Consider the following 20,161-nt stretch of genomic DNA (forward strand, 5'->3'; position numbering starts at 1 on the left):
CAAGGACACAGCGAGAAACCATGAACGCGTTCATGCACGCCAGCCTGGGCATTACCGATTTCTGGACCTTTGTGCTCGGCACGATCTTCATCGTGCTGCTGCCGGGGCCGAACTCGATGTACGTGCTGTCGGTGGCCGCCCAGCGCGGTGTGCGCGCCGGCTACCGGGGCGCGTGCGGCGTATTCCTGGGCGACCTGATCCTGATGGTGCTGTCGGCCGCGGGCGTGGCGTCGCTGCTCAAGGCCAGCCCGGCGCTGTTCTACGTGGTCAAGACCATCGGCGCGGCCTACCTGGCCTGGATCGGCTTCCAGATGCTGCGCGGCGCGCTGCGCAGCTGGTCCCAGCGGGGCGAGGCCGGGCAGCCGGCGGCGGTCGAAGTGCCGGTCGAGCGCACCACGGACCCGTTCCGCAAGGCGCTGGTCATCAGCCTGCTGAACCCGAAGGCCATCCTGTTCTTCATCTCGTTCTTTATCCAGTTCGTGGACCCGCAGTTCGCGCGCCCGGTGCTGTCGTTCGTGGCGCTGGGGCTGGTCTGCCAGATCTGCAGCTTCGTCTACCTGACCACCATCATCCTTGTGGGCGCGCGGCTTGCCGAAGCGTTCCGCCGGCGCCGCAGGCTGTCGGCAGGCATGGCGAGCGGTGTGGGGGCCATGTTCATCGGCTTCGGCGCGAAGCTGGCGACGGCCACGCTGAACTGATCCGGCGAGTCGAAATAACCTGAATATCCGGCGCGGCGCGCGAGACTTTCGCGCACCGGCCACCAAAGAGAGCGTGCAATGCCAAAACGCACAGACATCAAGAGCATCCTCATCATCGGCGCGGGTCCCATCATCATCGGGCAGGCGTGCGAATTCGACTACTCCGGCGCCCAGGCCTGCAAGGCCCTGCGCGAAGAGGGCTACAAGGTCATCCTGGTCAATTCGAACCCGGCGACCATCATGACGGACCCGAACACGGCCGACGTGACCTACATCGAGCCCATCACCTGGGAAGTGGTCGAGCGCATCATCGAGCGTGAGCGTCCCGATGCGATCCTGCCGACCATGGGCGGCCAGACCGCGCTGAACTGCGCGCTGGACCTGCATCGCCATGGCGTGCTGGACAAGTACAAGGTGGAGCTGATCGGCGCGTCGCCGGAAGCCATCGACAAGGCCGAGGACCGCCAGAAGTTCAAGGACGCGATGACCAAGATCGGTCTCGGTTCGGCAAAGTCTGGTATCGCGCACTCGATGGACGAGGCCGTGGCCGTGCAGTCGCGCATCGCCGCGGACACCGGCACGGCGGGCTACCCGATCGTGATCCGCCCGTCGTTCACGCTGGGCGGCTCGGGCGGCGGCATCGCCTACAACCGCGAGGAATTCGAGGAAATCTGCAAGCGCGGCCTGGACCTGTCGCCGACGCGCGAGCTGCTGATCGAGGAATCGCTGCTGGGCTGGAAGGAATACGAGATGGAAGTGGTCCGCGACAAGGCGGACAACTGCATCATCATCTGCTCGATCGAGAACCTGGACCCGATGGGCATCCACACCGGCGACTCGATCACCGTGGCCCCGGCGCAGACGCTGACCGACAAGGAATACCAGATCCTGCGTAACGCCTCGCTGGCCGTGCTGCGCGAGATCGGCGTGGATACGGGCGGCTCGAACGTGCAGTTCTCGATCAACCCGGCCGATGGCCGCATGATCGTGATCGAGATGAACCCGCGCGTGTCGCGTTCGTCGGCGCTGGCCTCGAAGGCCACCGGCTTCCCGATCGCCAAGGTGGCGGCCAAGCTGGCCGTGGGCTACACGCTGGACGAGCTGAAGAACGAGATCACCGGCGGCCAGACCCCGGCGTCGTTCGAGCCGTCGATCGACTACGTGGTCACCAAGGTGCCGCGTTTCGCCTTCGAGAAGTTCCCGCAGGCCGACAGCCACCTGACTACGCAGATGAAGTCCGTGGGCGAGGTGATGGCGATGGGCCGCACCTTCCAGGAATCGTTCCAGAAGGCACTGCGCGGCCTGGAAGTGGGCGTGGATGGCCTGGACGAGAAGTCGACCGACCGCGACGAGGTGGTGGAAGAGATCGGCGAAGCCGGCCCGGACCGTATCTGGTACGTGGGCGACGCGTTCCGCCTGGGCATGTCGCTCGAGGAAGTGCATGCCGAGACCGCCATCGACCCGTGGTTCTTGGCCCAGATCGAAGACATCGTGAAGACCGAGTCCATCGTGCGCAACCGCACGCTGGCCAGCCTCTCGACGCCCGAACTGCGCCTGCTCAAGCAGAAGGGTTTCTCGGACCGCCGCCTGGCGAAGCTGCTCAAGACCGACGCCAAGTCGGTGCGCGAGGCGCGTATCGCCCAGAACGTGCGCCCGGTCTACAAGCGCGTGGACACCTGCGCGGCCGAGTTCGCCACCAACACCGCCTACATGTACGGCACGTACGAAGCCGAACACGGCGAGTGCGAGGCCGAGCCGACCGCCAACAAGAAGATCATGGTGCTGGGCGGTGGCCCGAACCGGATCGGCCAGGGCATCGAGTTCGACTATTGCTGCGTGCACGCCGCGCTGGCGCTGCGCGAAGACGGGTACGAGACCATCATGGTCAACTGCAACCCGGAAACCGTGTCGACCGACTATGACACCTCGGACCGCCTGTACTTCGAGCCGCTGACGCTGGAAGACGTGCTGGAAATCGTCGACAAGGAAAAGCCGGTCGGCGTGATCGTCCAGTACGGCGGCCAGACCCCGCTGAAGCTGGCGCTGGACCTGGAAGCCAACGGCGTGCCCATCATCGGCACCAGCCCGGACATGATCGACGCCGCGGAAGACCGCGAGCGCTTCCAGAAGCTGCTGCAGGAACTGGGCCTGCGCCAGCCGCCGAACCGCACCGCGCGGGCCGAGGACGAGGCGCTGCGCCTGGCCGAGGAAATCGGCTACCCGCTGGTGGTGCGCCCGTCGTACGTGCTGGGTGGCCGCGCGATGGAAATCGTGCACGAGCCGCGCGACCTCGAGCGCTATATGCGCGAGGCCGTGAAGGTGTCGCACGACTCCCCGGTGCTGCTGGACCGTTTCCTGAACGACGCGATCGAATGCGACGTGGACGCCCTGAGCGACGGCCAGCGCGTGTTCATCGGCGGCGTGATGGAGCACATCGAGCAGGCTGGCGTGCACTCGGGCGACTCGGCTTGCTCGCTGCCGCCGTACTCGCTCTCGCAAGCCACCGTGGACGAGCTGAAGCGCCAGACCGCCGCCATGGCGAAGGCCCTGAACGTGATCGGCCTGATGAACGTGCAGTTCGCGATCCAGCAGCACAACGGCGAAGATACCGTGTACGTGCTGGAAGTGAACCCGCGCGCCTCGCGGACCGTGCCGTATGTGTCGAAGGCTACCGGCCTGTCGCTGGCGAAGATCGCCGCACGCTGCATGGCCGGCCAGTCGCTGGACTCGCAGGGCATCGGCGAAGAGGTGATACCGCCGTACTTCAGCGTCAAGGAAGCCGTGTTCCCGTTCAACAAGTTCCCGGGCGTGGACCCGGTGCTTGGACCTGAGATGCGCTCCACCGGTGAGGTGATGGGCGTGGGCAAGGTGTTCGGCGAGGCCCTGTTCAAGAGCCAGCTGGCCGCCGGTTCGCGCCTGCCCGAGAAGGGCACCGTGCTGATCACCGTCAAGGACAGCGACAAGCCGCGTGCCGTGGGCGTGGCCCGCATGCTGCACGACCTGGGCTACCCGATCGTCGCCACGCGCGGCACGGCGTCGGCCATCGAGGCAGCGGGGATCCCGGTGCGCGTGGTCAACAAGGTCAAGGACGGCCGTCCGCACATCGTGGACATGATCAAGAACGGCGAACTGGCGCTGGTGTTCACCACGGTGGACGAGACGCGTACGGCCATCGCCGATTCGCGTTCGATCCGTATCGCCGCGCTGGCCGGCCGGGTGCCTTACTACACCACCATTGCCGGCGCCCGCGCCGCAGTGGAGGGCCTGAAGCACATGCAAAGCCTGGAGGTCTACGACCTGCAGAGCCTGCACAAGCAGCTGGCCTGATTGCTGCACCGCCAGACCCGCCGGGTTGATACCGGCGGGCTTTCTGGCCTACACTACGTCGAATTCGTCGATTGAACGGCCTACGGGCCGTTCGGTCCTATCCGAAAGCCGCGGTCGAGCGGAAGTGCTTCCGGCAACCTTGCCGGGAGCATGGCTCCAGCTCCGCTGCGGCTCATTTTTTTGTTGAACGAGATATGAGCACCATTCCGATTACCAAGCGTGGCGCCGAACTCCTGAAGGAAGAACTGCAGCGCCTCAAGGCCGTCGAACGTCCCGCGGTGATCACTGCCATCGCCGAAGCGCGCGCGCAGGGTGACCTGTCGGAAAACGCCGAGTACGACGCCGCCAAGGAAAAGCAGGCCTTTATCGAAGGCCGCATCCTGGACGTGGAGTCGAAGCTGTCGGCTGCCCAGATCATCGATCCGACCCAGCTCGACACGGACGGCCGCATCGTCTTTGGCGCCACCGTGGACCTGGAAGACCTGCAATCGGGCAAGCCCGTGAGCTACCAGATCGTCGGCGACGACGAAGCCGACCTCGACAGCGGCAAGATTTCGGTCAGCTCGCCCATCGCCCGGGCCCTGATCGGCAAGTTCGAAGGCGACGTGGCGATCGTGCTGGCCCCGGGTGGCGAGCGCGAATACGAAGTGATCACCGTCCGCTACGTCTGACGGGCGCCCACACGTGTTCTCTTCCTCGTATTCGAACCTGCCGCCGCTGCCCCACCGGATTTTCCTGCTGCTGACCGTTGTTTGGGCCGGCAGTTTGTGGACAGTAGGTTACATGGTGGCGCCGACGCTGTTTTCGGTGCTGCCGAACCGTGAGATGGCAGGCATGATCGCCGGCCACCTGTTCCGGACCGAGGCGATCCTCGGCATCACGGTGGGCGTGCTGCAGTTGGTACTGTGCAATGTGATGATCCGCCGCGGTGCCAAGCGCTATCGCACGCTGCGCTGGATCGTGCTGGCCATGCTGGTTTGCGTGCTGGCCGGCTACTTCGGCGTGCAGCCGTTCATGGAAGGCCTCAAGGTCCGTGCGCAGGCGCTGAACCTGGGTGTCTCCGAGTCGCCGTTCAAGGGCCAGTTCGGCATGCTGCACGGCGTGTCGAGCGTCATCTACCTCGTGCACAGCATACTGGCGCTAGTGCTGGTGTGGCGCGCAGCAGCGCCGCGTTCGGCCGGGGAATAAAAAACGCCCGCACAAGCGGGCGTTCTTCAGGCCAGGAAGGCAGGGCAGGGCGGATCAGCCCAGCGCCTTCTTCTTCTGGCTGCTGGGGCGGGCGCGCAGGCGCTTGACGTTGCCACCCTGGGTCACGCGCTCGTTGCCGAGTACGGTCACTTCCTTGCGGGTGGGCCGACGGTTCGGCGCGGCGCTGGGCTTGCGGACCGTCACGGTGCGCGGCGCGGTGCCAGTGGTCGGGCGGCGCGGGGCCATGCGACCCAGTTCCTCGGGCCGGTTCTCTTCCAGACGGGCCGGACCCGGACGCCAGATCACGAGCAGCTTGCCGATATGCTGGATGGGCGCGGCGTCGAGTTCGTCGCAGATGGCTTCATAAATGGCGATGCGCGTGTCGCGCTCGTCGCCGAATACACGGATCTTGATCAGATCGTGAGCCGCCAGGCTCCGGTCGATCTCGGCCAGGACCGCGCGGGTCAGGCCTTCCGCACCGACCATGACCACAGGGTTCAGACCGTGGGCGCGGGCGCGGAGGGAGGAGCGTTGGGCAGGTATCAGTTCTAGTGCGGGCATGTCAGGGCGCAAAGCGGAATGGCGCGTATTATCCGCCAAAATGACGCCGGCAGGCGGTAAAGATCAGCAAAAAATGGCAAAGAACAAGTTTAATCACGCGTGGTTGCATGACCACATCAACGATCCCTACGTGAAAATGGCGCAGCGCGAGGGCTATCGCGCCCGTGCGGCCTACAAGCTCAAGGAGATCGACGAGCAGGACAAGCTGATCCAGCCGGGCCACGTCATCGTCGACCTCGGCGCCGCCCCGGGCAGCTGGAGCCAGTACGCCCGCAACCGGCTGGCGGCCTCGCCGCGCGCCAAGGATGGCAAGATCGATGGAGCGGTGATCGCCATCGACCTGTTGCCGATGGAACCTGTCGCCGACGTCACTTTTATTCTGGGTGACTTCCGCGAGGAATCGGTATTCCGGGAATTCGAGGAGGTGGTCCTGGCCGCGTCTGGCGGCACCCGGATCGACCTTGTTATCTCGGACATGGCCCCCAATTTGTCCGGTGTGTCTTCGGCCGATTCGGCAAGGATCGAGTATTTATGCGATCTGGCTCTCGAGTTCGCCCAAGCGCACTTGAAGCCCGAGGGATCGTTGCTGGTAAAGTGTTTCCACGGCAGCGGGTATAGCCAGATCGTGGAGAAATTCAAGCGCCAGTTCAAGGTAGTCGCGAAGCGCAAGCCCAAGGCGTCGCGCGACAAGTCTTCAGAAACCTTTATTCTTGGGCGTTACCTGAAGTCGGTGGACTGAAACGTGCGCCGGACACCCCGGGTGCTTGCCGCCATGGGGCGCCTCGGGCACTATCGGGACCATAGATTCAGAGATTCCCTGCGGGGGCGGGGGCTGCATTACAATGCAATGCAGCTATCCCGTTGGCAAGGCAATTGCAAAGGAGTTCGGCCTTGAATAACAACCTGTTTCAAAAGGCGGCAATCTGGCTCGTAATCGCGCTGGTATTGTTCACCGTCTTCAAGCAGTTCGACAAACCACGTGCCCAGGACGGTGTCACCTATTCGCAGTTCATGGATGACGCCAAGAACGGCAAGGTGAGCCGCGTCGACGTGCAGGGCCGTAATCTCGTGGTTTCGCCCAAAGAGGGCGCCAAGTACACGATCATCTCGCCGGGCGACATCTGGATGGTCGGCGACCTGATGAAGTACGGCGTCCAGGTCACCGGCAAGGCCGACGACGAGCCGAACGTGCTGGTCCAGGCCCTGTACTACCTCGGGCCAACCTTGCTGATCATCGTCTTCTGGTTCTACATGATGCGGCAGATGCAGGGCGGCGGGAAAGGCGGTGCCTTCTCGTTCGGCAAGTCCCGTGCACGCCTGATCGACGAGAACCAGAACGCCGTCACGTTCTCGGACGTGGCCGGCTGCGACGAGGCCAAGGAGGAAGTGGTCGAACTGGTCGACTTCCTCAAGGATCCGCAGAAATTCCAGAAGCTGGGCGGCCGTATTCCGCGCGGCGTGCTGCTGGTTGGCCCTCCGGGTACCGGTAAGACGCTGCTGGCACGCGCCATCGCCGGCGAGGCCAAGGTGCCTTTCTTCAGCATTTCCGGTTCGGACTTCGTCGAAATGTTCGTCGGCGTGGGCGCGGCCCGTGTGCGCGACATGTTCGAGAACGCCAAGAAGCAGGCGCCTTGCATCGTGTTCATCGATGAAATCGACGCGGTCGGTCGTCATCGTGGCGCCGGCATGGGCGGCGGCAACGACGAGCGCGAGCAGACGCTGAACCAGATGCTGGTCGAGATGGACGGCTTCGAGGCCAACTCGGGCGTCATCGTGATCGCCGCGACCAACCGTGCCGACGTGCTGGACAAGGCGCTGCTGCGTCCGGGTCGTTTCGACCGCCAGGTCTACGTGGGCCTGCCGGACATCCGCGGCCGCGAGCAGATCCTGAAGGTGCATATGCGCAAGGTGCCGATCGGCAACGACGTGGACGCGTCGGTGATCGGTCGTGGTACCCCGGGCTTCTCGGGTGCCGACCTGGCCAACCTGGTCAACGAGGCCGCGCTGTTCGCCGCCCGCCGCAACAAGCGCGTGGTGGACATGCAGGACTTCGAGGACGCCAAGGACAAGATCTTCATGGGCCCGGAGCGCAAGTCGACGGTCATGCGCGAAGAAGAGCGCAAGGCCACGGCTTACCACGAGTCCGGCCATGCGGTGGTGGCCAAGCTGCTGCCGAAGGCCGATCCGGTGCACAAGGTTACGATCATGCCGCGCGGCTGGGCACTGGGCGTGACCTGGCAGCTGCCGGAGCATGACAAGTATTCGAAGTACAAGGACAACATGCTCGACGAGATCGCGATTCTCTTCGGCGGCCGTGCGGCGGAGGAGGTCTTCCTCAACGCCATGAGCACGGGGGCGTCCAACGACTTCGAGCGCGCCACCAAGATCGCCCGCGACATGGTGACCCGTTTCGGCATGAGCGATTCGCTCGGCGCCATGGTCTATGTCGATACGGAGCAGGACGGCATGTTCGGCAAGCTCTCGTCGAAGACTGTGTCCGAGGCCACCCAGCAGAAGGTTGACGGCGAGATCCGTCGCATCATCGACGAGCAATATGCGCTGGCGAAGCACCTGCTCGAAGATCACCGCGACAAGGTCGAGGCGATGACCAGCGCCCTGATGGAGTGGGAAACGATCGACGCCGATCAGGTGAACGACATCATGGCTGGCAAGCCGCCGCGTCCGCCGCGTAACGTGTCGGGCCAGAACGGTGGTGGTAACACGCCTTCGGGCGGTTCGCCGGTGGCGCCGACCAACGCGCCTGCCACGGCCTGATCGCGATTGCCCTGCCTTCGCAGGCGGGCAGTTCAGAAGCCGGTGCCCTGCGCACCGGCTTTTTCCATTCCAGGACAGCAGATCTTGTCGACCGAGTTCTTCCAGTGCGGGCGCTACCGTTTCGCCCGCAACCGCCGCCCACTGGTGATGGGCATCCTCAACGTCACACCCGATTCGTTTTCCGACGGTGGCCAGCATGCGGGCCGCGATGCGGCCTTGCGCCACGCGGAGCAGATGATTGCCGAAGGCGTGGACATCATCGACATTGGCGGGGAATCGAGCCGTCCGGGCTCAGCGGCGCTGCCGCTGGATCAGGAACTGGCCCGGGTGATGCCGATCGTCGAGGCCCTGGCGCCGTGTGGCAAACCGTTGTCGATCGACACCTACAAGCCCGAAGTCATGCGTGCGGCACTGGCGGGCGGAGCGGATCTGATCAACGATATCTGGGGCTTCCGCATGCCGGGCGCGGTGGAAGCCGTGAGCGGCGCGGCGGCGGGACAGGCGGGCCTGTGCGTGATGCACATGCAGCGTGACCCGCAGACGATGCAGGAAGACCCGCAGTATGTCGACGTGGTGGCCGAGGTGGAGGGGTTCCTGCGCGAACGGGTGTCAACCCTGCGTGCGGCGGGCGTGGACGACGCACGTATTTCGCTCGATCCGGGGTTTGGATTTGGCAAGACGCCGGATCATAATCTCCGTCTGCTCGGCCAAATGCCGCGACTTGCCGTGGACGGCCTGCCGATCCTGGCCGGGCTCTCGCGCAAGTCGACGCTTGGCGCCATTCTCGGCGGCAGACCGCCGCAGCAGCGCGTGGCGGCCAGCCTGGCCGCGGCCGTGTGCGCGGTGGAGCGGGGCGCATTTATCGTGCGGGTGCACGACGTGGAACAGACGGTGGACGCCATCAAGACCTGGTGGGCGATTCGCCATGAATCAGTTGCCGGTACAGGGCAATCGGGAGAATGAAACAGATGACGCGCAAGTATTTCGGGACAGATGGCGTGCGGGGTCGGGTTGGTGAAGCACCGATCACGCCGGATTTTGTGATGCGGCTCGGCTACGCCGCCGGCAAGGTGCTGGCGCTGGGCCAGAAAACCAGCCAGGGCCGGCCGACCGTGCTGATCGGCAAGGACACGCGGATCTCGGGTTATATGCTCGAAGCCGCGCTGGAAGCCGGTTTCACGGCTGCCGGCGTGCACGTGCTGCTGACCGGTCCGCTGCCGACGCCGGGCGTGGCCTACCTGACCCGCGCGCTGCGGCTGGCGGCGGGCGTGGTCATTTCCGCGAGCCACAATCCGTACTACGACAACGGCATCAAGTTCTTCTCGTCGACGGGCGACAAGCTGCCGGACGAGACGGAGCTGAAGATCGAGGCCCAGCTCGAAGAGCCGATGGCCTGCGTGCGTTCGGACGACCTCGGCCGCGCGCGCCGCATCGACGATGCGGCTGGCCGCTACATCGAGTTCTGCAAGAGCACATTCCCGTATGAGCAGGACCTGCACGGGCTCAAGCTCGTGGTGGACTGCGCCCACGGGGCGGCGTACCACATCGCCCCGCACGTGTTCCACGAACTCGGTGCCGAGGTGATCTCCATCGGCAACCAGCCGGACGGCCGCAACATCAACGCCGGCTACGGCGCCACGGCGCCTGAGCGGTTGATCGAATCCGTCAAGGCGCACGGCGCGCACCTGGGCCTGGCCTTCGACGGCGATGCCGACCGCCTGCAGGTGGTGGACGCCGATGGCCGGCTCTACAACGGCGACGAACTGCTGTACCTGATCGTGCGGGACCGGCAGGCTGCTGGCCACCGCGTCGATGGCGCGGTGGGCACGCTGATGACGAACATGGCCGTCGAGCTGGCGCTGAAGCGCCTTGGCGTCGAATTCGTTCGCGCCAAGGTGGGCGACCGCTACGTGCTGGAAGAACTCAACAAGCGCAAGTGGACGCTCGGCGGCGAAGGCTCCGGCCATCTTTTGTGCCTGGATCGTCACACGACGGGCGACGGCATCGTGTCGGCACTCCAAGTGCTGGCTGCACTGCGCCGGAGCGGCAAGACGCTGGCGCAGTTGCTGGAAGGCGTGAAGTTGTTCCCGCAGACCCTGATCAACGTGCGCGTGGAGAAGGGTTTCGACTGGCAGACCCATGCCGGGTTGCAGGCGGCGCGCGCCAAGATCGAGCCGGAACTCGAAGGCCGTGGGCGGGTGCTGATCCGCGCCTCGGGCACCGAGCCGGTGGTCCGTGTGATGGTGGAGGCCGAACAGGTCGAGACCGCCGAACGCGCGGCCCAGGCCTTGGCTGACTCGCTGCGCGCCTGACCGTTCCTGTAGTGACCGAAAATGACGCCAGCGTGATGCTGGCGTCATTTTTTATGCCTTTTTCTCCACATATACGAGTTAACTATCCATCACAAAAGGCCGCTTTAAGAACATCTCGTGTTGTCACGGATCTGTCATATAGAAAGCATAAAGTTCGGATGTCAAAAATTTGTCATTCCCAACCATGTTCTCTGGAGGACATATGAAGCTGGTCAAGACTGCCGTGGCAGGCATCGTTTCGATGGTAGTGATGGGTACTGCGTTCGCGGCGGAAATTACCGGTGCAGGCGCCTCGTTCCCGGCGCCCGTGTATTCCAAATGGGCAGACGCCTACCAAAAAGCTACGGGTAACAAGGTCAACTATCAATCCATCGGTTCGTCGGGCGGCATCAAGCAGATTGGCGCCAAGACGGTCGATTTCGGCGCATCGGACGCCCCGCTGAAGGACGAGGAACTGGCCAAGCAAGGCCTGGTGCAGTTCCCGACGGTGATCGGCGGCGTGGTGCCGGTGATCAACCTGCAAGGCGTGAAGCCGGGCGACCTCACCATCACCGGCGAACTGCTCGCCAACATCTACCTGGGCAAGATCAAGAAGTGGGACGATCCCGCCATCAAGGCCCTGAACCCGAAGGTCCAGCTGCCGAACCAGGACATCCTGCCGGTCCGTCGCGCCGATGGCTCGGGCACCACGTTCATCTTCACGAACTACCTGTCGAAGGTCAGCGCTGACTGGAAGAGCACGGTGGGCGAAGGCACCACGGTCAACTGGCCGGGCGGCGGCACGGGCGGCAAGGGTAACGAAGGCGTGGCCGCTTTCGTGCAGCGCCTGAACGGTGCCATTGGCTACGTGGAGTACGCGTACGCCAAGCAAAACAAGATGACCCACCTGAACATGAAGAACGCCTCGGGTGAAGTGGTGCAGCCGGGCGACGACGCCTTCAAGGCCGCCGCCGCCGGTGCGGACTGGAGCAAGACGTACTACCAGATCCTGACCAACCAGCAAGGCAAGACCGCATGGCCGATCGCTGGCGCCACGTTCATCCTGGTGCACAAGAGCCAGGAAAAGGCAGCGCAAGGCGCGGAAGTGCTGAAGTTCTTCGACTGGGCCTACAAGAGCGGCGCCAACATGGCCGCTGACCTGGACTACGTGCCGCTGCCGGAATCGGTCGTGAACCAGATCCGCACGACGTGGAAGACCAGCGTCAAGGACGCGTCGGGCAAGTCGCTGTACTAAGCTGCTGTACTGACGGCACGGGCAGGGCGCGAGGATCTACCGGATCACGTGCCTTGTCATCCGCAGGGCTGGCCGGCCCGCCCAGGTAAGTCACCGAGGCGGGCCGTGCCGCTTGCATCCACGCACTCCATATCCCACCATGGCCACTACGCCCGATCTCCCCGCCGTCCGGCCCCCCAGCCGCATGGGCGACATCCTGTTCGGCGGCCTGACGCGCGGCGCCGCCATCGTGACGCTGCTGCTGCTGGGCGGCATCATCGTTTCCCTGGCATTCAGCGCCTGGCCCTCGATCCAGAAATTCGGCATCTCGTTCCTGTGGAACGCCGAATGGGATCCGCCTGCCGACGTCTACGGCGCCCTGGTCCCCATCTACGGCACGCTGATCACCTCGATCATCGCGCTTATCATCGCCGTGCCGGTCAGTTTCGGCATCGCCCTGTTCCTGACCGAGCTGTCGCCCGCCTGGCTGCGCCGGCCGCTCGGCACTGCCATCGAGCTGCTTGCTGCCGTGCCGTCCATCGTCTACGGCATGTGGGGCCTGCTCGTGTTCTCGCCGATCTTCGGCGAGTACTTCCAGAGGCCGCTGGCCAACACGATTGGCCAGGTGCCCGTGATCGGCAAGCTGTTCCAGGGCGCGCCGCTGGGCATCGGCCTGCTGTGCGCCGGCGTGATCCTGGCGATCATGATCATCCCGTACATCGCTTCGGTGATGCGCGACGTGTTCGAAGTGACTCCGGTGCTGCTGAAGGAATCGGCGTACGGCGTGGGCTGCACCACCTGGGAGGTGATGTGGCGCGTGGTGCTGCCGTACACCCGGGCCGGTGTGATCGGCGGCGTGATGCTTGGCCTGGGCCGCGCGCTCGGCGAGACCATGGCCGTGACGTTCGTGATCGGCAACACCAACCTGCTGGACAACGTCTCGTTGTTTTCGCCCGGCAACTCCATCACCTCGGCGCTGGCGAACGAATTCGCCGAAGCCGGTGCCGGCCTGCACACCGCCGCGCTGATGGAACTGGGCCTGATCCTGTTCTTCATTACCTTCGTGGTGCTGGCGCTGTCCAAAGTGCTGCTGCTGCGCCTTGCCAAGAATGAGGGGGGCAAATGAACCAAGCCAGCCAAACCGTATCTGCCACGCAGATCCCGGCCGTTCGCCCCGATGCGGACGCCGTGCGCACCCGGCTGCAGGCGTCCCGCCGGCGCATGAACGTCTACGCGCTGACCGCCTCGCTCGCGGCCATGGTCTTCGGCCTGTTCTGGCTCGCGTGGATCCTCTGGACTACCATTTCGCTGGGCGTGGGCGGCCTGTCGCTCGACCTGTTCACGCAGATGACCCCGGCGCCCAACACCGCCGGCGGCGGTCTGGCCAATGCCATCTTCGGCAGCTTCGTGATGGTGGGCGTGGCCACGCTGATTGGCACGCCGCTGGGCATCCTGGCCGGCATCTACCTGGCCGAGTATGGTCAGAAGTCGCCGCTGGCCAGCCTGATCCGCTTTATCAACGACATCTTGCTGTCGGCGCCGTCCATCGTGATCGGCCTGTTCGTCTATGCGCTGGTGGTCACGCGGATGGGGCACTTCTCGGGCTGGGCCGGCATCTGCGCGCTGGCACTGCTGCAGGTTCCCATCGTGGTGCGTACCACCGAGAACATGCTGAACCTGGTGCCGAACGCGCTGCGCGAGGCTGCCGTGGCCCTGGGCACGCCGAAGTGGAAGATGGTGATGTCGATCACGGTCAAGTCGTCGTATGCGGGCATCGTTACCGGCGTGCTGCTGGCCGTGGCCCGTATCGCCGGCGAGACCGCGCCGCTGCTGTTCACGGCGCTGTCCAACCAGTTCTGGACCAGCGACCTGAACAAGCCGATGGCCAACCTGCCGGTGACGATCTTCCGCTTCGCGATGAGCCCGTTCACCGAATGGCAGCAGCTGGCCTGGGCCGGTGTGTTCCTCATTACCGTCGGTGTGCTCGCGCTGAATATCGTCGCGCGCATGCTGTTCAAGAAATAAGCCGGCGCCACGTGCCCCGATCATCGAATTCCAGCGAGACACGAGCATGACCTCTACCGTCATCGACATTCCCGACACCGTGCGCGCCAAGATCGACGTGCGGAACCTGAACTTCTATTACGGTCAGTTCCACGCGCTGAAGCACATCAACATGTCCATCCCGGACCGCAAGGTGACTGCGTTCATCGGCCCGTCCGGTTGCGGCAAGTCCACGCTGCTGCGCACCTTCAACAAGATGTTCGCGCTGTACCCGGAGCAACGGGCCGAGGGCGAGATCAACATGGACGGCGAGAACCTGCTGGCCAGCAAGCAGGACATCGCGCTGCTGCGCGCCAAGGTGGGCATGGTGTTCCAGAAGCCCACGCCGTTCCCGATGTCGATCTATGACAACATCGCCTTTGGCGTGCGTCTGTTCGAAAAGCTCTCGCGCTCCGAAATGGACGACCGCGTGGAGTGGGCGCTCTCGAAGGCCGCCCTGTGGAACGAGGCCAAGGACAAGCTGCACCAGTCGGGCTACGGCCTGTCGGGCGGCCAGCAGCAGCGTCTGTGCATCGCGCGCGGCATCGCCATCCGTCCGGAAGTGCTGCTGCTCGACGAACCGTGCTCGGCGCTGGACCCGATCTCCACCGGTCGCATCGAGGAACTGATTGCCGAACTCAAGGACGAGTACACGGTGGTCATCGTCACCCACAACATGCAGCAGGCCGCGCGCTGCTCGGACTACACCGCCTACATGTACCTGGGCGAGCTGATCGAATTCGGCGAGACCGAGAAGATCTTCATCAAGCCGCACCGCAAGGAAACCGAGGATTACATCACCGGCCGCTTCGGCTGATCGCAGACCTTCCACGCCCCGGCCAGGAGAACATCATGACTGACAAGCACCTGTCGACCCAGTTCGACGCCGACCTCAACGCGATCAACACCAAGCTGCTGCAGATGGGCGGGCTTGTCGAGTCGCAGATCGAGCTCGCCATGCGCGCGCTGGCCGACTTCGACGCCGACCTGGCGGACCAGGTCATCACCCGCGAACAGCAACTCAATGCGCTGGAAGTGGAAATCGACGCGGACTGCAACAACATCATCGCGCGCCGCCAACCCACCGCGCGTGACCTGCGCCTGGTGATGGCGATCTCGAAGACCATCACCAACCTCGAGCGCGCCGGCGACGAGGCCGAGAAAGTGGCCAAGCGCACCAAGCACATCATGGAAGACGCGGCGGCGCACAACATCAACTACTCCGAGGTGAAGCTGTCGGGGGAGATGGCCATCACGCTGCTGCGCCAGGCGCTGGACGCCTTCGCCCGGCTCGACACCGTGGCGGCTGCGCGCATCGTCAAAGATGACAAGGCCATCGACGATGAATTCCGCGCCTTCGTGCGCAAGTTGATCACCTACATGATGGAAGACCCGCGCTCGATTTCGGTAGCGCTGGACTTCCTGTTCATCGCCAAGGCGATCGAACGAATCGGCGATCATGCCAAGAATATTGCAGAATTCATCATCTACATCGTCAAGGGCACGGACGTGCGCCATACCTCGCGCGAAGATATGGAGCGCGAAGCGCTGAGCTGACCCTGGCGGCAAGACTGAGAAGCGGAGAAAACATACATGCCAAGCAGTATTCTCGTTGTCGAAGACGAACCGGCGATTGCAGAACTGATCGCCGTCAACCTGCAGCACGCGGGGCACTATCCAATCCGAGCGTATAACGCCGAACAGGCGCTGTCCCTCATGAGCGATGTCCTGCCAGACCTCGTGTTGCTGGACTGGATGCTTCCGGGCAAGTCGGGCGCGACCTTCGCCAAGGAACTGCGTACCAACGACCGCACCAAGCAGATTCCCATCATCATGCTCACCGCCCGCAGCGAGGAGCAGGACAAGGTGATGGGGCTCGAGGCTGGCGCGGATGATTACGTCACCAAGCCGTTCTCGCCCAAGGAACTGCTGGCCCGCATCAAGGCCGTGCTGCGCCGTCGTGCGCCGCAGCTGACCGACGACGTGGTGGCCATCAACGGCCTGCGGCTGGACCCGGCCACGCACCGCGTGACCGGCCAGGATGACTCCGGCCCGATCAAGCTGGACCTTGGTCCTACCGAATTCCGTTTGCTGCACTTCCTGATGACTCATCCGGAACGTGTGCATAGTCGATCACAATTGCTCGATCAGGTCTGGGGTGATCACGTGTTCGTGGAAGAGCGGACAGTGGACGTGCACATCAAGCGTCTGCGCGCCGCGCTGACGCCCGGGGGCTACAGCAATATGATCGAAACGGTACGTGGCAGCGGGTATCGGTTGGCGCGCTCGCCGAGCCACTGATCCGCCGATCGCCAGATCCTGGCAAGTCCGGCGCGGAGCAGCAGTAAGAGGGGCCGCGCCGGCACCATCGCCACGGCGGATTCGTGGCACACTCCGTCGCAACGACTGCGGTCGACCCGGCCTCCGGCCGGCCGCCTGACTCCACATCCCTCTCATGAATGTCATTTGGGCCCGATCCGCGGCCATCCTCGTCAGCCTGGCAGTTATCGCCGCCGGTCTGTACGTCTTTGTGGGGCCGGTTGCCGGCCTGACCTTCCTTTGCATCGCGCTGTTCCTGCAGCTTTGCTACTACCTGTTCCAGATCAACCGGCTGTGGAAGGTGCTCGACGCGCCCGCCTATGGCGAAATCCCGAGCGCGCTCGGGCTGTGGGGCGAGGTCTATTACCGCCTGCACCGGCTGGTCAAGCGCTGGCGCACGCAGGTGCTCCAGGTGGAGCAGCAGCACACGCGCTTTATCCAGGCCATCCAGGCGTCGCCTTACGGCGTGCTGATGCTTGACGATGCTGACCAGATCGAATGGTGCAACGGCGTGGCCGAGCAGCATTTCGGCCTGAACGCGCGGCGCGATGTGCGCCAGCGCATTACGCACCTGATCCGCCGCCCCGAGTTCATTCAGTACCTGACCCGCGAGCGCTACGACGAACCGCTGGTCATGCGCGACATGGGCGAGCACAAGCGCAACATCACCTCTGTCCAGATCCTTCCTTACGGCGAAAACCGCAAGCTCGTGCTGACGCAGGACATCACCAAGGTGGAAAACACCGAAGCCATGCGCCGCGATTTCGTGGCCAATGTGTCGCATGAACTGAAGACGCCACTGACCGTGCTCACCGGCTTCCTGGAAACCGTGCGCGACTTGCCGGTGTCCGAAGAGGACCGCAGGCGCTACGTGGACCTGATGCTGGTGCAGTCGATGCGTATGCAGCGGATCGTCGAAGACCTGCTGGCGCTGGCCAAGCTCGAGAGCGATGTGCAGCCGCCGACGCAGGATCGCGTGAATGTGGGCGCCCTGGCGGCCCACCTTGTGCACGATGCGGAGGCGCTCTCGCAGGACCGCCACCAGATCGCCGCCGAGATCGACACAGGCGTGGTACTGCGCGGGGCGGAGAGCGAGTTGCTGTCGGCGCTGGGTAACCTGGTGTCGAACGCAGTGCGCTACACGCCGGACGGCGGGCGGATTGCGATCCGGCTGAGTTTTACCGATGGACACTCGGTGTTTTCGGTCAGCGATACGGGGCTGGGCATTGCACCCGAGCACATCCCGCGCCTGACCGAGCGGTTCTACCGCGTGGACCGCAGCCGCTCGCGCGACACCGGCGGCACCGGCCTGGGGCTGGCCATCGTCAAGCATGTCCTGTCGCGCCACCATGCCGACCTGCGCGTGACCAGCGAGGTCGGGCGCGGCAGCACCTTCCGGATCGTCTTCCCGACGGACCGCAGTGGCTATGAGCCGGCGGCCGTTGCATCGCACCTGCCGGACCCGCGCCGCCACGCGGCGTAACACCGGGTCGCGGCAAATCGCCCCCTCCCGCACGCGGGAAGGGGCGAATCGGCGAATCCATCAGTTCCCGAATATCCTCAGCAGTTCCGCCTGACTCACCAGCTGCCGCTTGGCCGCCGAGCGCTTGCGCACGTACTGGCCATCCGGCTGCATCAGCCATGCGGACGCGTTGTCGCGCAGGTGCACCTGCAGGCTTTCCTTGATCACACGCGCCTTGAGCTTGCGATCCAGCACCGGGAAGGCCACCTCAACGCGGCGGAACAGGTTGCGATCCATCCAGTCGGCGCTCGACAGGTAGAGCACATCCTCGCCATCGGCACGGAAGTAGTAGACCCGATGGTGCTCCAGGAAGCGGCCCACCACCGAACGCACGGTGATGTTGTCCGACATCCCCGGCACGCCCGGGCGCAGCGCGCACACGCCACGCACGATCAGGTCGATCTTCACCCCCGCGCGCGACGCCTTGTAGAGTTCGTCGATGATCGACGGCTCCAGCAGCGCGTTCATCTTGGCGATGATGCGCGCCCGCTTGCCCGCCCGCGCATTGCGCGCCTCGGCGCGGATATGCTCGACGAGGTTGCTGTGCATGGTGAACGGCGACTGCCACAGGTGGTTCAGCCGGATCGTCCCGGCCGTGCCGGTCAGCAGCTGGAACACGTGGTGCACGTCCTCGCAGACTTTCTCGTCGGCCGTCAACAGGCCGAAGTCGGTGTACAGCCGAGCCGTGCGCGGGTGGTAGTTGCCGGTGCCCAGGTGCGCATAGCGGCGCAGGGTGACCTGCTTCACCTTCGGGCCGGCTGCCTCGCGCCGCACGATCAGCAGCATCTTGGCGTGGCACTTGTGGCCCACCACGCCGTAGACCACGTGGGCGCCGGCGGACTCGAGCCGCTCGGCCCAGTTGATATTGGTTTCCTCGTCGAAGCGCGCCAGCAACTCCACCACCACCGTGACTTCCTTGCCGTTGCGCGCCGCAGTCATCAGCGCCTCCATGACCGCCGACTCATTGCCGGTGCGGTACACGGTCTGCTTGATGGCCACCACGTTCGGGTCGGCCGCGGCGAGTTGCAGCAGGTCGAGCACGGAGGTGAAGCTCTCGTACGGATGGTGCAGCAGCACGTCCTGCTGGCGGATCACGTCGAACATGCCAAGCCCGGTCAGGAGCGGCTTGACCGGTGCCGGCACGTGCGGCGGATACTTGAGGGCAGGGCGGTCGACCAGATCGGGAATCTGCATCAACCGCACCAGGTTCACCGGGCCGCTCACGCGGTACAGGTCCTGCTCGGTCAGGCCCGATTCCAGCAGCAGCCGGCGCGAGAGCGCGGGCGGGGTATCGGACGAGACCTCGAGCCGCACCGTATCGCCGAAATGCCGGGCCGGCAGTTCGCCCTGGAGCGCCTCGCGCAGGTCGGTGATGTCGTCTTCGGAGACGAACAGGTCGGAATTGCGGGTGACGCGGAACTGGTAGCAGCCCTCCACGTCGATGGCGGGGAACAGTTCATGCACGAACGCCTGCATGAACGAGGACAGCATCACGAAGCCATACGGATAGCCGGACAGCTTCTCCGGCATGCGCACCACGCGCGGCAATGCGCGCGGGGCCTGCACGATGGCGAGGTCGGCGTCGCGGCCGAAGGCGTCCTTGCCGGACAGTTCGACGACGAAGTTCAGGCTCTTGTTGAGCACGCGCGGGAACGGGTGCGCCGGATCGAGCGCGATCGGCGTCAGCACCGGACCCAGCTCGCGCGTGAAGAAATCGCGCGCCCATCGGCGCTGATCGTCGGTCCAGGTGTTCGTCAGGTGAAAAAACACGCCTTCCTGTTCGAGGGCGGGGAAGATCACGTTCTGCAGCATGTCATACTGCGAGGCCACGAGCCGCTGTGTGCGCTCCGTGACGAGCTGATAGGTCTGGAGGACGGAGAGACCATCGGGCGTCAGGCCCGATGCGTTATCACGCATCTGCTCCTTCAGCCCCGCCATGCGGATTTCAAAAAACTCGTCCAGATTGCTGGAGACGATGCAGATGAACTTCAGCCTTTCCAGCAGCGGTACGTTCGGGTCGGCAGCCTGCGCCAGCACGCGCGCATTGAATTCCAGAATGCCAAGCTCGCGGTTCAGCAGCGTGCCGGGCGGCGTCGTCATCATGTGTAGAACCTTATTTTGGCGATGTGGCGACTTTTTCATAGAATCGTGTCAATTTGATGACACTTTGATTTTGTCATGATGCAGACATGACAAGGACATA

Annotated in this window: 17 protein-coding genes; 15 read left to right on the plus strand and 2 right to left on the minus strand. The window is 64.4% G+C overall.

The window, feature by feature from the left end:
• The first annotated feature begins 20 nt into the window (after positions 1 to 20).
• The 4 genes from leuE (at position 21) to AC1DFU_RS14645 (ending at position 5,213) form a co-directional block, all read left to right on the plus strand.
• Positions 21 to 698, plus strand: coding sequence for a leucine efflux protein LeuE (gene leuE / locus AC1DFU_RS14630; protein WP_092289813.1), 678 nt, complete (start codon positions 21 to 23; stop codon positions 696 to 698).
• 78 nt (positions 699 to 776) lie between these two features.
• Complete coding sequence (gene carB, locus AC1DFU_RS14635) at positions 777 to 4,025, plus strand: carbamoyl-phosphate synthase large subunit (RefSeq protein WP_092289811.1); 3,249 nt, start codon at positions 777 to 779, stop codon at positions 4,023 to 4,025.
• A gap of 194 nt (positions 4,026 to 4,219) precedes the next feature.
• Positions 4,220 to 4,696, plus strand: a complete 477-nt coding sequence (gene greA / locus AC1DFU_RS14640; RefSeq protein WP_092289809.1) for a transcription elongation factor GreA — start codon at positions 4,220 to 4,222, stop codon at positions 4,694 to 4,696.
• A 13-nt stretch (positions 4,697 to 4,709) separates the two neighbouring features.
• Positions 4,710 to 5,213: a DUF4149 domain-containing protein gene (locus AC1DFU_RS14645; protein WP_092289807.1), complete on the plus strand. Its 504-nt coding sequence runs from the start codon at positions 4,710 to 4,712 to the stop codon at positions 5,211 to 5,213.
• Between the two features lie 54 nt (positions 5,214 to 5,267).
• Here AC1DFU_RS14645 and AC1DFU_RS14650 read toward each other — a convergent pair whose 3' ends face one another.
• Positions 5,268 to 5,774, minus strand: coding sequence for a YhbY family RNA-binding protein (locus AC1DFU_RS14650; RefSeq protein WP_092289805.1), 507 nt, complete (start codon positions 5,772 to 5,774; stop codon positions 5,268 to 5,270).
• 73 nt (positions 5,775 to 5,847) lie between these two features.
• On the opposite strand from AC1DFU_RS14650, the gene AC1DFU_RS14655 reads away from it, so the two are divergent.
• The 11 genes from AC1DFU_RS14655 to phoR all read left to right on the plus strand — a co-directional run bounded on the left by AC1DFU_RS14655 (position 5,848) and on the right by phoR (position 17,919).
• Positions 5,848 to 6,513: an RlmE family RNA methyltransferase gene (locus tag AC1DFU_RS14655; RefSeq protein WP_092289803.1), complete on the plus strand. Its 666-nt coding sequence runs from the start codon at positions 5,848 to 5,850 to the stop codon at positions 6,511 to 6,513.
• Between the two features lie 152 nt (positions 6,514 to 6,665).
• Positions 6,666 to 8,549, plus strand: a complete 1,884-nt coding sequence (ftsH, locus tag AC1DFU_RS14660) for an ATP-dependent zinc metalloprotease FtsH (RefSeq protein ID WP_092289801.1) — start codon at positions 6,666 to 6,668, stop codon at positions 8,547 to 8,549.
• Between the two features lie 84 nt (positions 8,550 to 8,633).
• On the plus strand, positions 8,634 to 9,512 hold the full coding sequence (gene folP, locus AC1DFU_RS14665; protein WP_092289799.1) for a dihydropteroate synthase: 879 nt from the start codon (positions 8,634 to 8,636) through the stop codon (positions 9,510 to 9,512).
• Positions 9,513 to 9,517: 5 nt separating this feature from the next.
• Positions 9,518 to 10,861: a phosphoglucosamine mutase gene (glmM, locus tag AC1DFU_RS14670; protein ID WP_092289797.1), complete on the plus strand. Its 1,344-nt coding sequence runs from the start codon at positions 9,518 to 9,520 to the stop codon at positions 10,859 to 10,861.
• Between the two features lie 202 nt (positions 10,862 to 11,063).
• Positions 11,064 to 12,095 carry a phosphate ABC transporter substrate-binding protein PstS gene (pstS, locus tag AC1DFU_RS14675; RefSeq protein ID WP_441590502.1) on the plus strand — a complete coding sequence of 344 codons (1,032 nt, stop codon included), beginning with the start codon at positions 11,064 to 11,066 and terminating at the stop codon, positions 12,093 to 12,095.
• Positions 12,096 to 12,234: 139 nt separating this feature from the next.
• Positions 12,235 to 13,200, plus strand: coding sequence for a phosphate ABC transporter permease PstC (gene pstC, locus AC1DFU_RS14680; protein WP_092289793.1), 966 nt, complete (start codon positions 12,235 to 12,237; stop codon positions 13,198 to 13,200).
• Positions 13,197 to 14,099 (plus strand): phosphate ABC transporter permease PstA, encoded by a 903-nt coding sequence (gene pstA, locus AC1DFU_RS14685; RefSeq protein ID WP_092289791.1) that lies wholly within the window; start codon positions 13,197 to 13,199, stop codon positions 14,097 to 14,099. The genes pstC and pstA overlap by 4 nt, the downstream gene beginning before the upstream one ends.
• 46 nt (positions 14,100 to 14,145) lie before the next feature.
• Positions 14,146 to 14,934, plus strand: a complete 789-nt coding sequence (gene pstB, locus AC1DFU_RS14690) for a phosphate ABC transporter ATP-binding protein PstB (protein ID WP_092289789.1) — start codon at positions 14,146 to 14,148, stop codon at positions 14,932 to 14,934.
• Positions 14,935 to 14,969: 35 nt separating this feature from the next.
• Positions 14,970 to 15,674: a phosphate signaling complex protein PhoU gene (gene phoU / locus AC1DFU_RS14695; protein WP_092289787.1), complete on the plus strand. Its 705-nt coding sequence runs from the start codon at positions 14,970 to 14,972 to the stop codon at positions 15,672 to 15,674.
• 36 nt (positions 15,675 to 15,710) lie between these two features.
• Entirely contained in the window at positions 15,711 to 16,418 is a 708-nt protein-coding gene (gene phoB, locus AC1DFU_RS14700; RefSeq protein WP_066735924.1) for a phosphate regulon transcriptional regulator PhoB, read from the plus strand.
• Between the two features lie 154 nt (positions 16,419 to 16,572).
• Positions 16,573 to 17,919, plus strand: a complete 1,347-nt coding sequence (gene phoR, locus AC1DFU_RS14705; protein ID WP_092289785.1) for a phosphate regulon sensor histidine kinase PhoR — start codon at positions 16,573 to 16,575, stop codon at positions 17,917 to 17,919.
• 60 nt (positions 17,920 to 17,979) lie between these two features.
• On the opposite strand, the gene ppk1 is transcribed toward phoR, so the two are convergent.
• Positions 17,980 to 20,100: a polyphosphate kinase 1 gene (gene ppk1 / locus AC1DFU_RS14710; RefSeq protein ID WP_092289783.1), complete on the minus strand. Its 2,121-nt coding sequence runs from the start codon at positions 20,098 to 20,100 to the stop codon at positions 17,980 to 17,982.
• Positions 20,101 to 20,161 lie beyond the last annotated feature (61 nt).

The organism is Cupriavidus sp. 10L45 (assembly GCF_056395225.1).

Bases quoted from the DNA above. Each gene is read 5' to 3' on its own strand.
- leuE (WP_092289813.1), top strand. From the start codon at position 21: ATGAACGCGTTCATGCACGCCAGCCTGGGCATTACCGATTTCTGGACC.
- carB (WP_092289811.1), top strand. From the start codon at position 777: ATGCCAAAACGCACAGACATCAAGAGCATCCTCATCATCGGCGCGGGT.
- greA (WP_092289809.1), top strand. From the start codon at position 4,220: ATGAGCACCATTCCGATTACCAAGCGTGGCGCCGAACTCCTGAAGGAA.
- AC1DFU_RS14650 (WP_092289805.1), bottom strand. From the start codon at position 5,774: ATGCCCGCACTAGAACTGATACCTGCCCAACGCTCCTCCCTCCGCGCC.
- AC1DFU_RS14655 (WP_092289803.1), top strand. From the start codon at position 5,848: ATGGCAAAGAACAAGTTTAATCACGCGTGGTTGCATGACCACATCAAC.
- glmM (WP_092289797.1), top strand. From the start codon at position 9,518: ATGACGCGCAAGTATTTCGGGACAGATGGCGTGCGGGGTCGGGTTGGT.
- pstS (WP_441590502.1), top strand. From the start codon at position 11,064: ATGAAGCTGGTCAAGACTGCCGTGGCAGGCATCGTTTCGATGGTAGTG.
- pstC (WP_092289793.1), top strand. From the start codon at position 12,235: ATGGCCACTACGCCCGATCTCCCCGCCGTCCGGCCCCCCAGCCGCATG.
- pstA (WP_092289791.1), top strand. From the start codon at position 13,197: ATGAACCAAGCCAGCCAAACCGTATCTGCCACGCAGATCCCGGCCGTT.
- pstB (WP_092289789.1), top strand. From the start codon at position 14,146: ATGACCTCTACCGTCATCGACATTCCCGACACCGTGCGCGCCAAGATC.
- phoU (WP_092289787.1), top strand. From the start codon at position 14,970: ATGACTGACAAGCACCTGTCGACCCAGTTCGACGCCGACCTCAACGCG.
- phoB (WP_066735924.1), top strand. From the start codon at position 15,711: ATGCCAAGCAGTATTCTCGTTGTCGAAGACGAACCGGCGATTGCAGAA.
- phoR (WP_092289785.1), top strand. From the start codon at position 16,573: ATGAATGTCATTTGGGCCCGATCCGCGGCCATCCTCGTCAGCCTGGCA.
- ppk1 (WP_092289783.1), bottom strand. From the start codon at position 20,100: ATGAAAAAGTCGCCACATCGCCAAAATAAGGTTCTACACATGATGACG.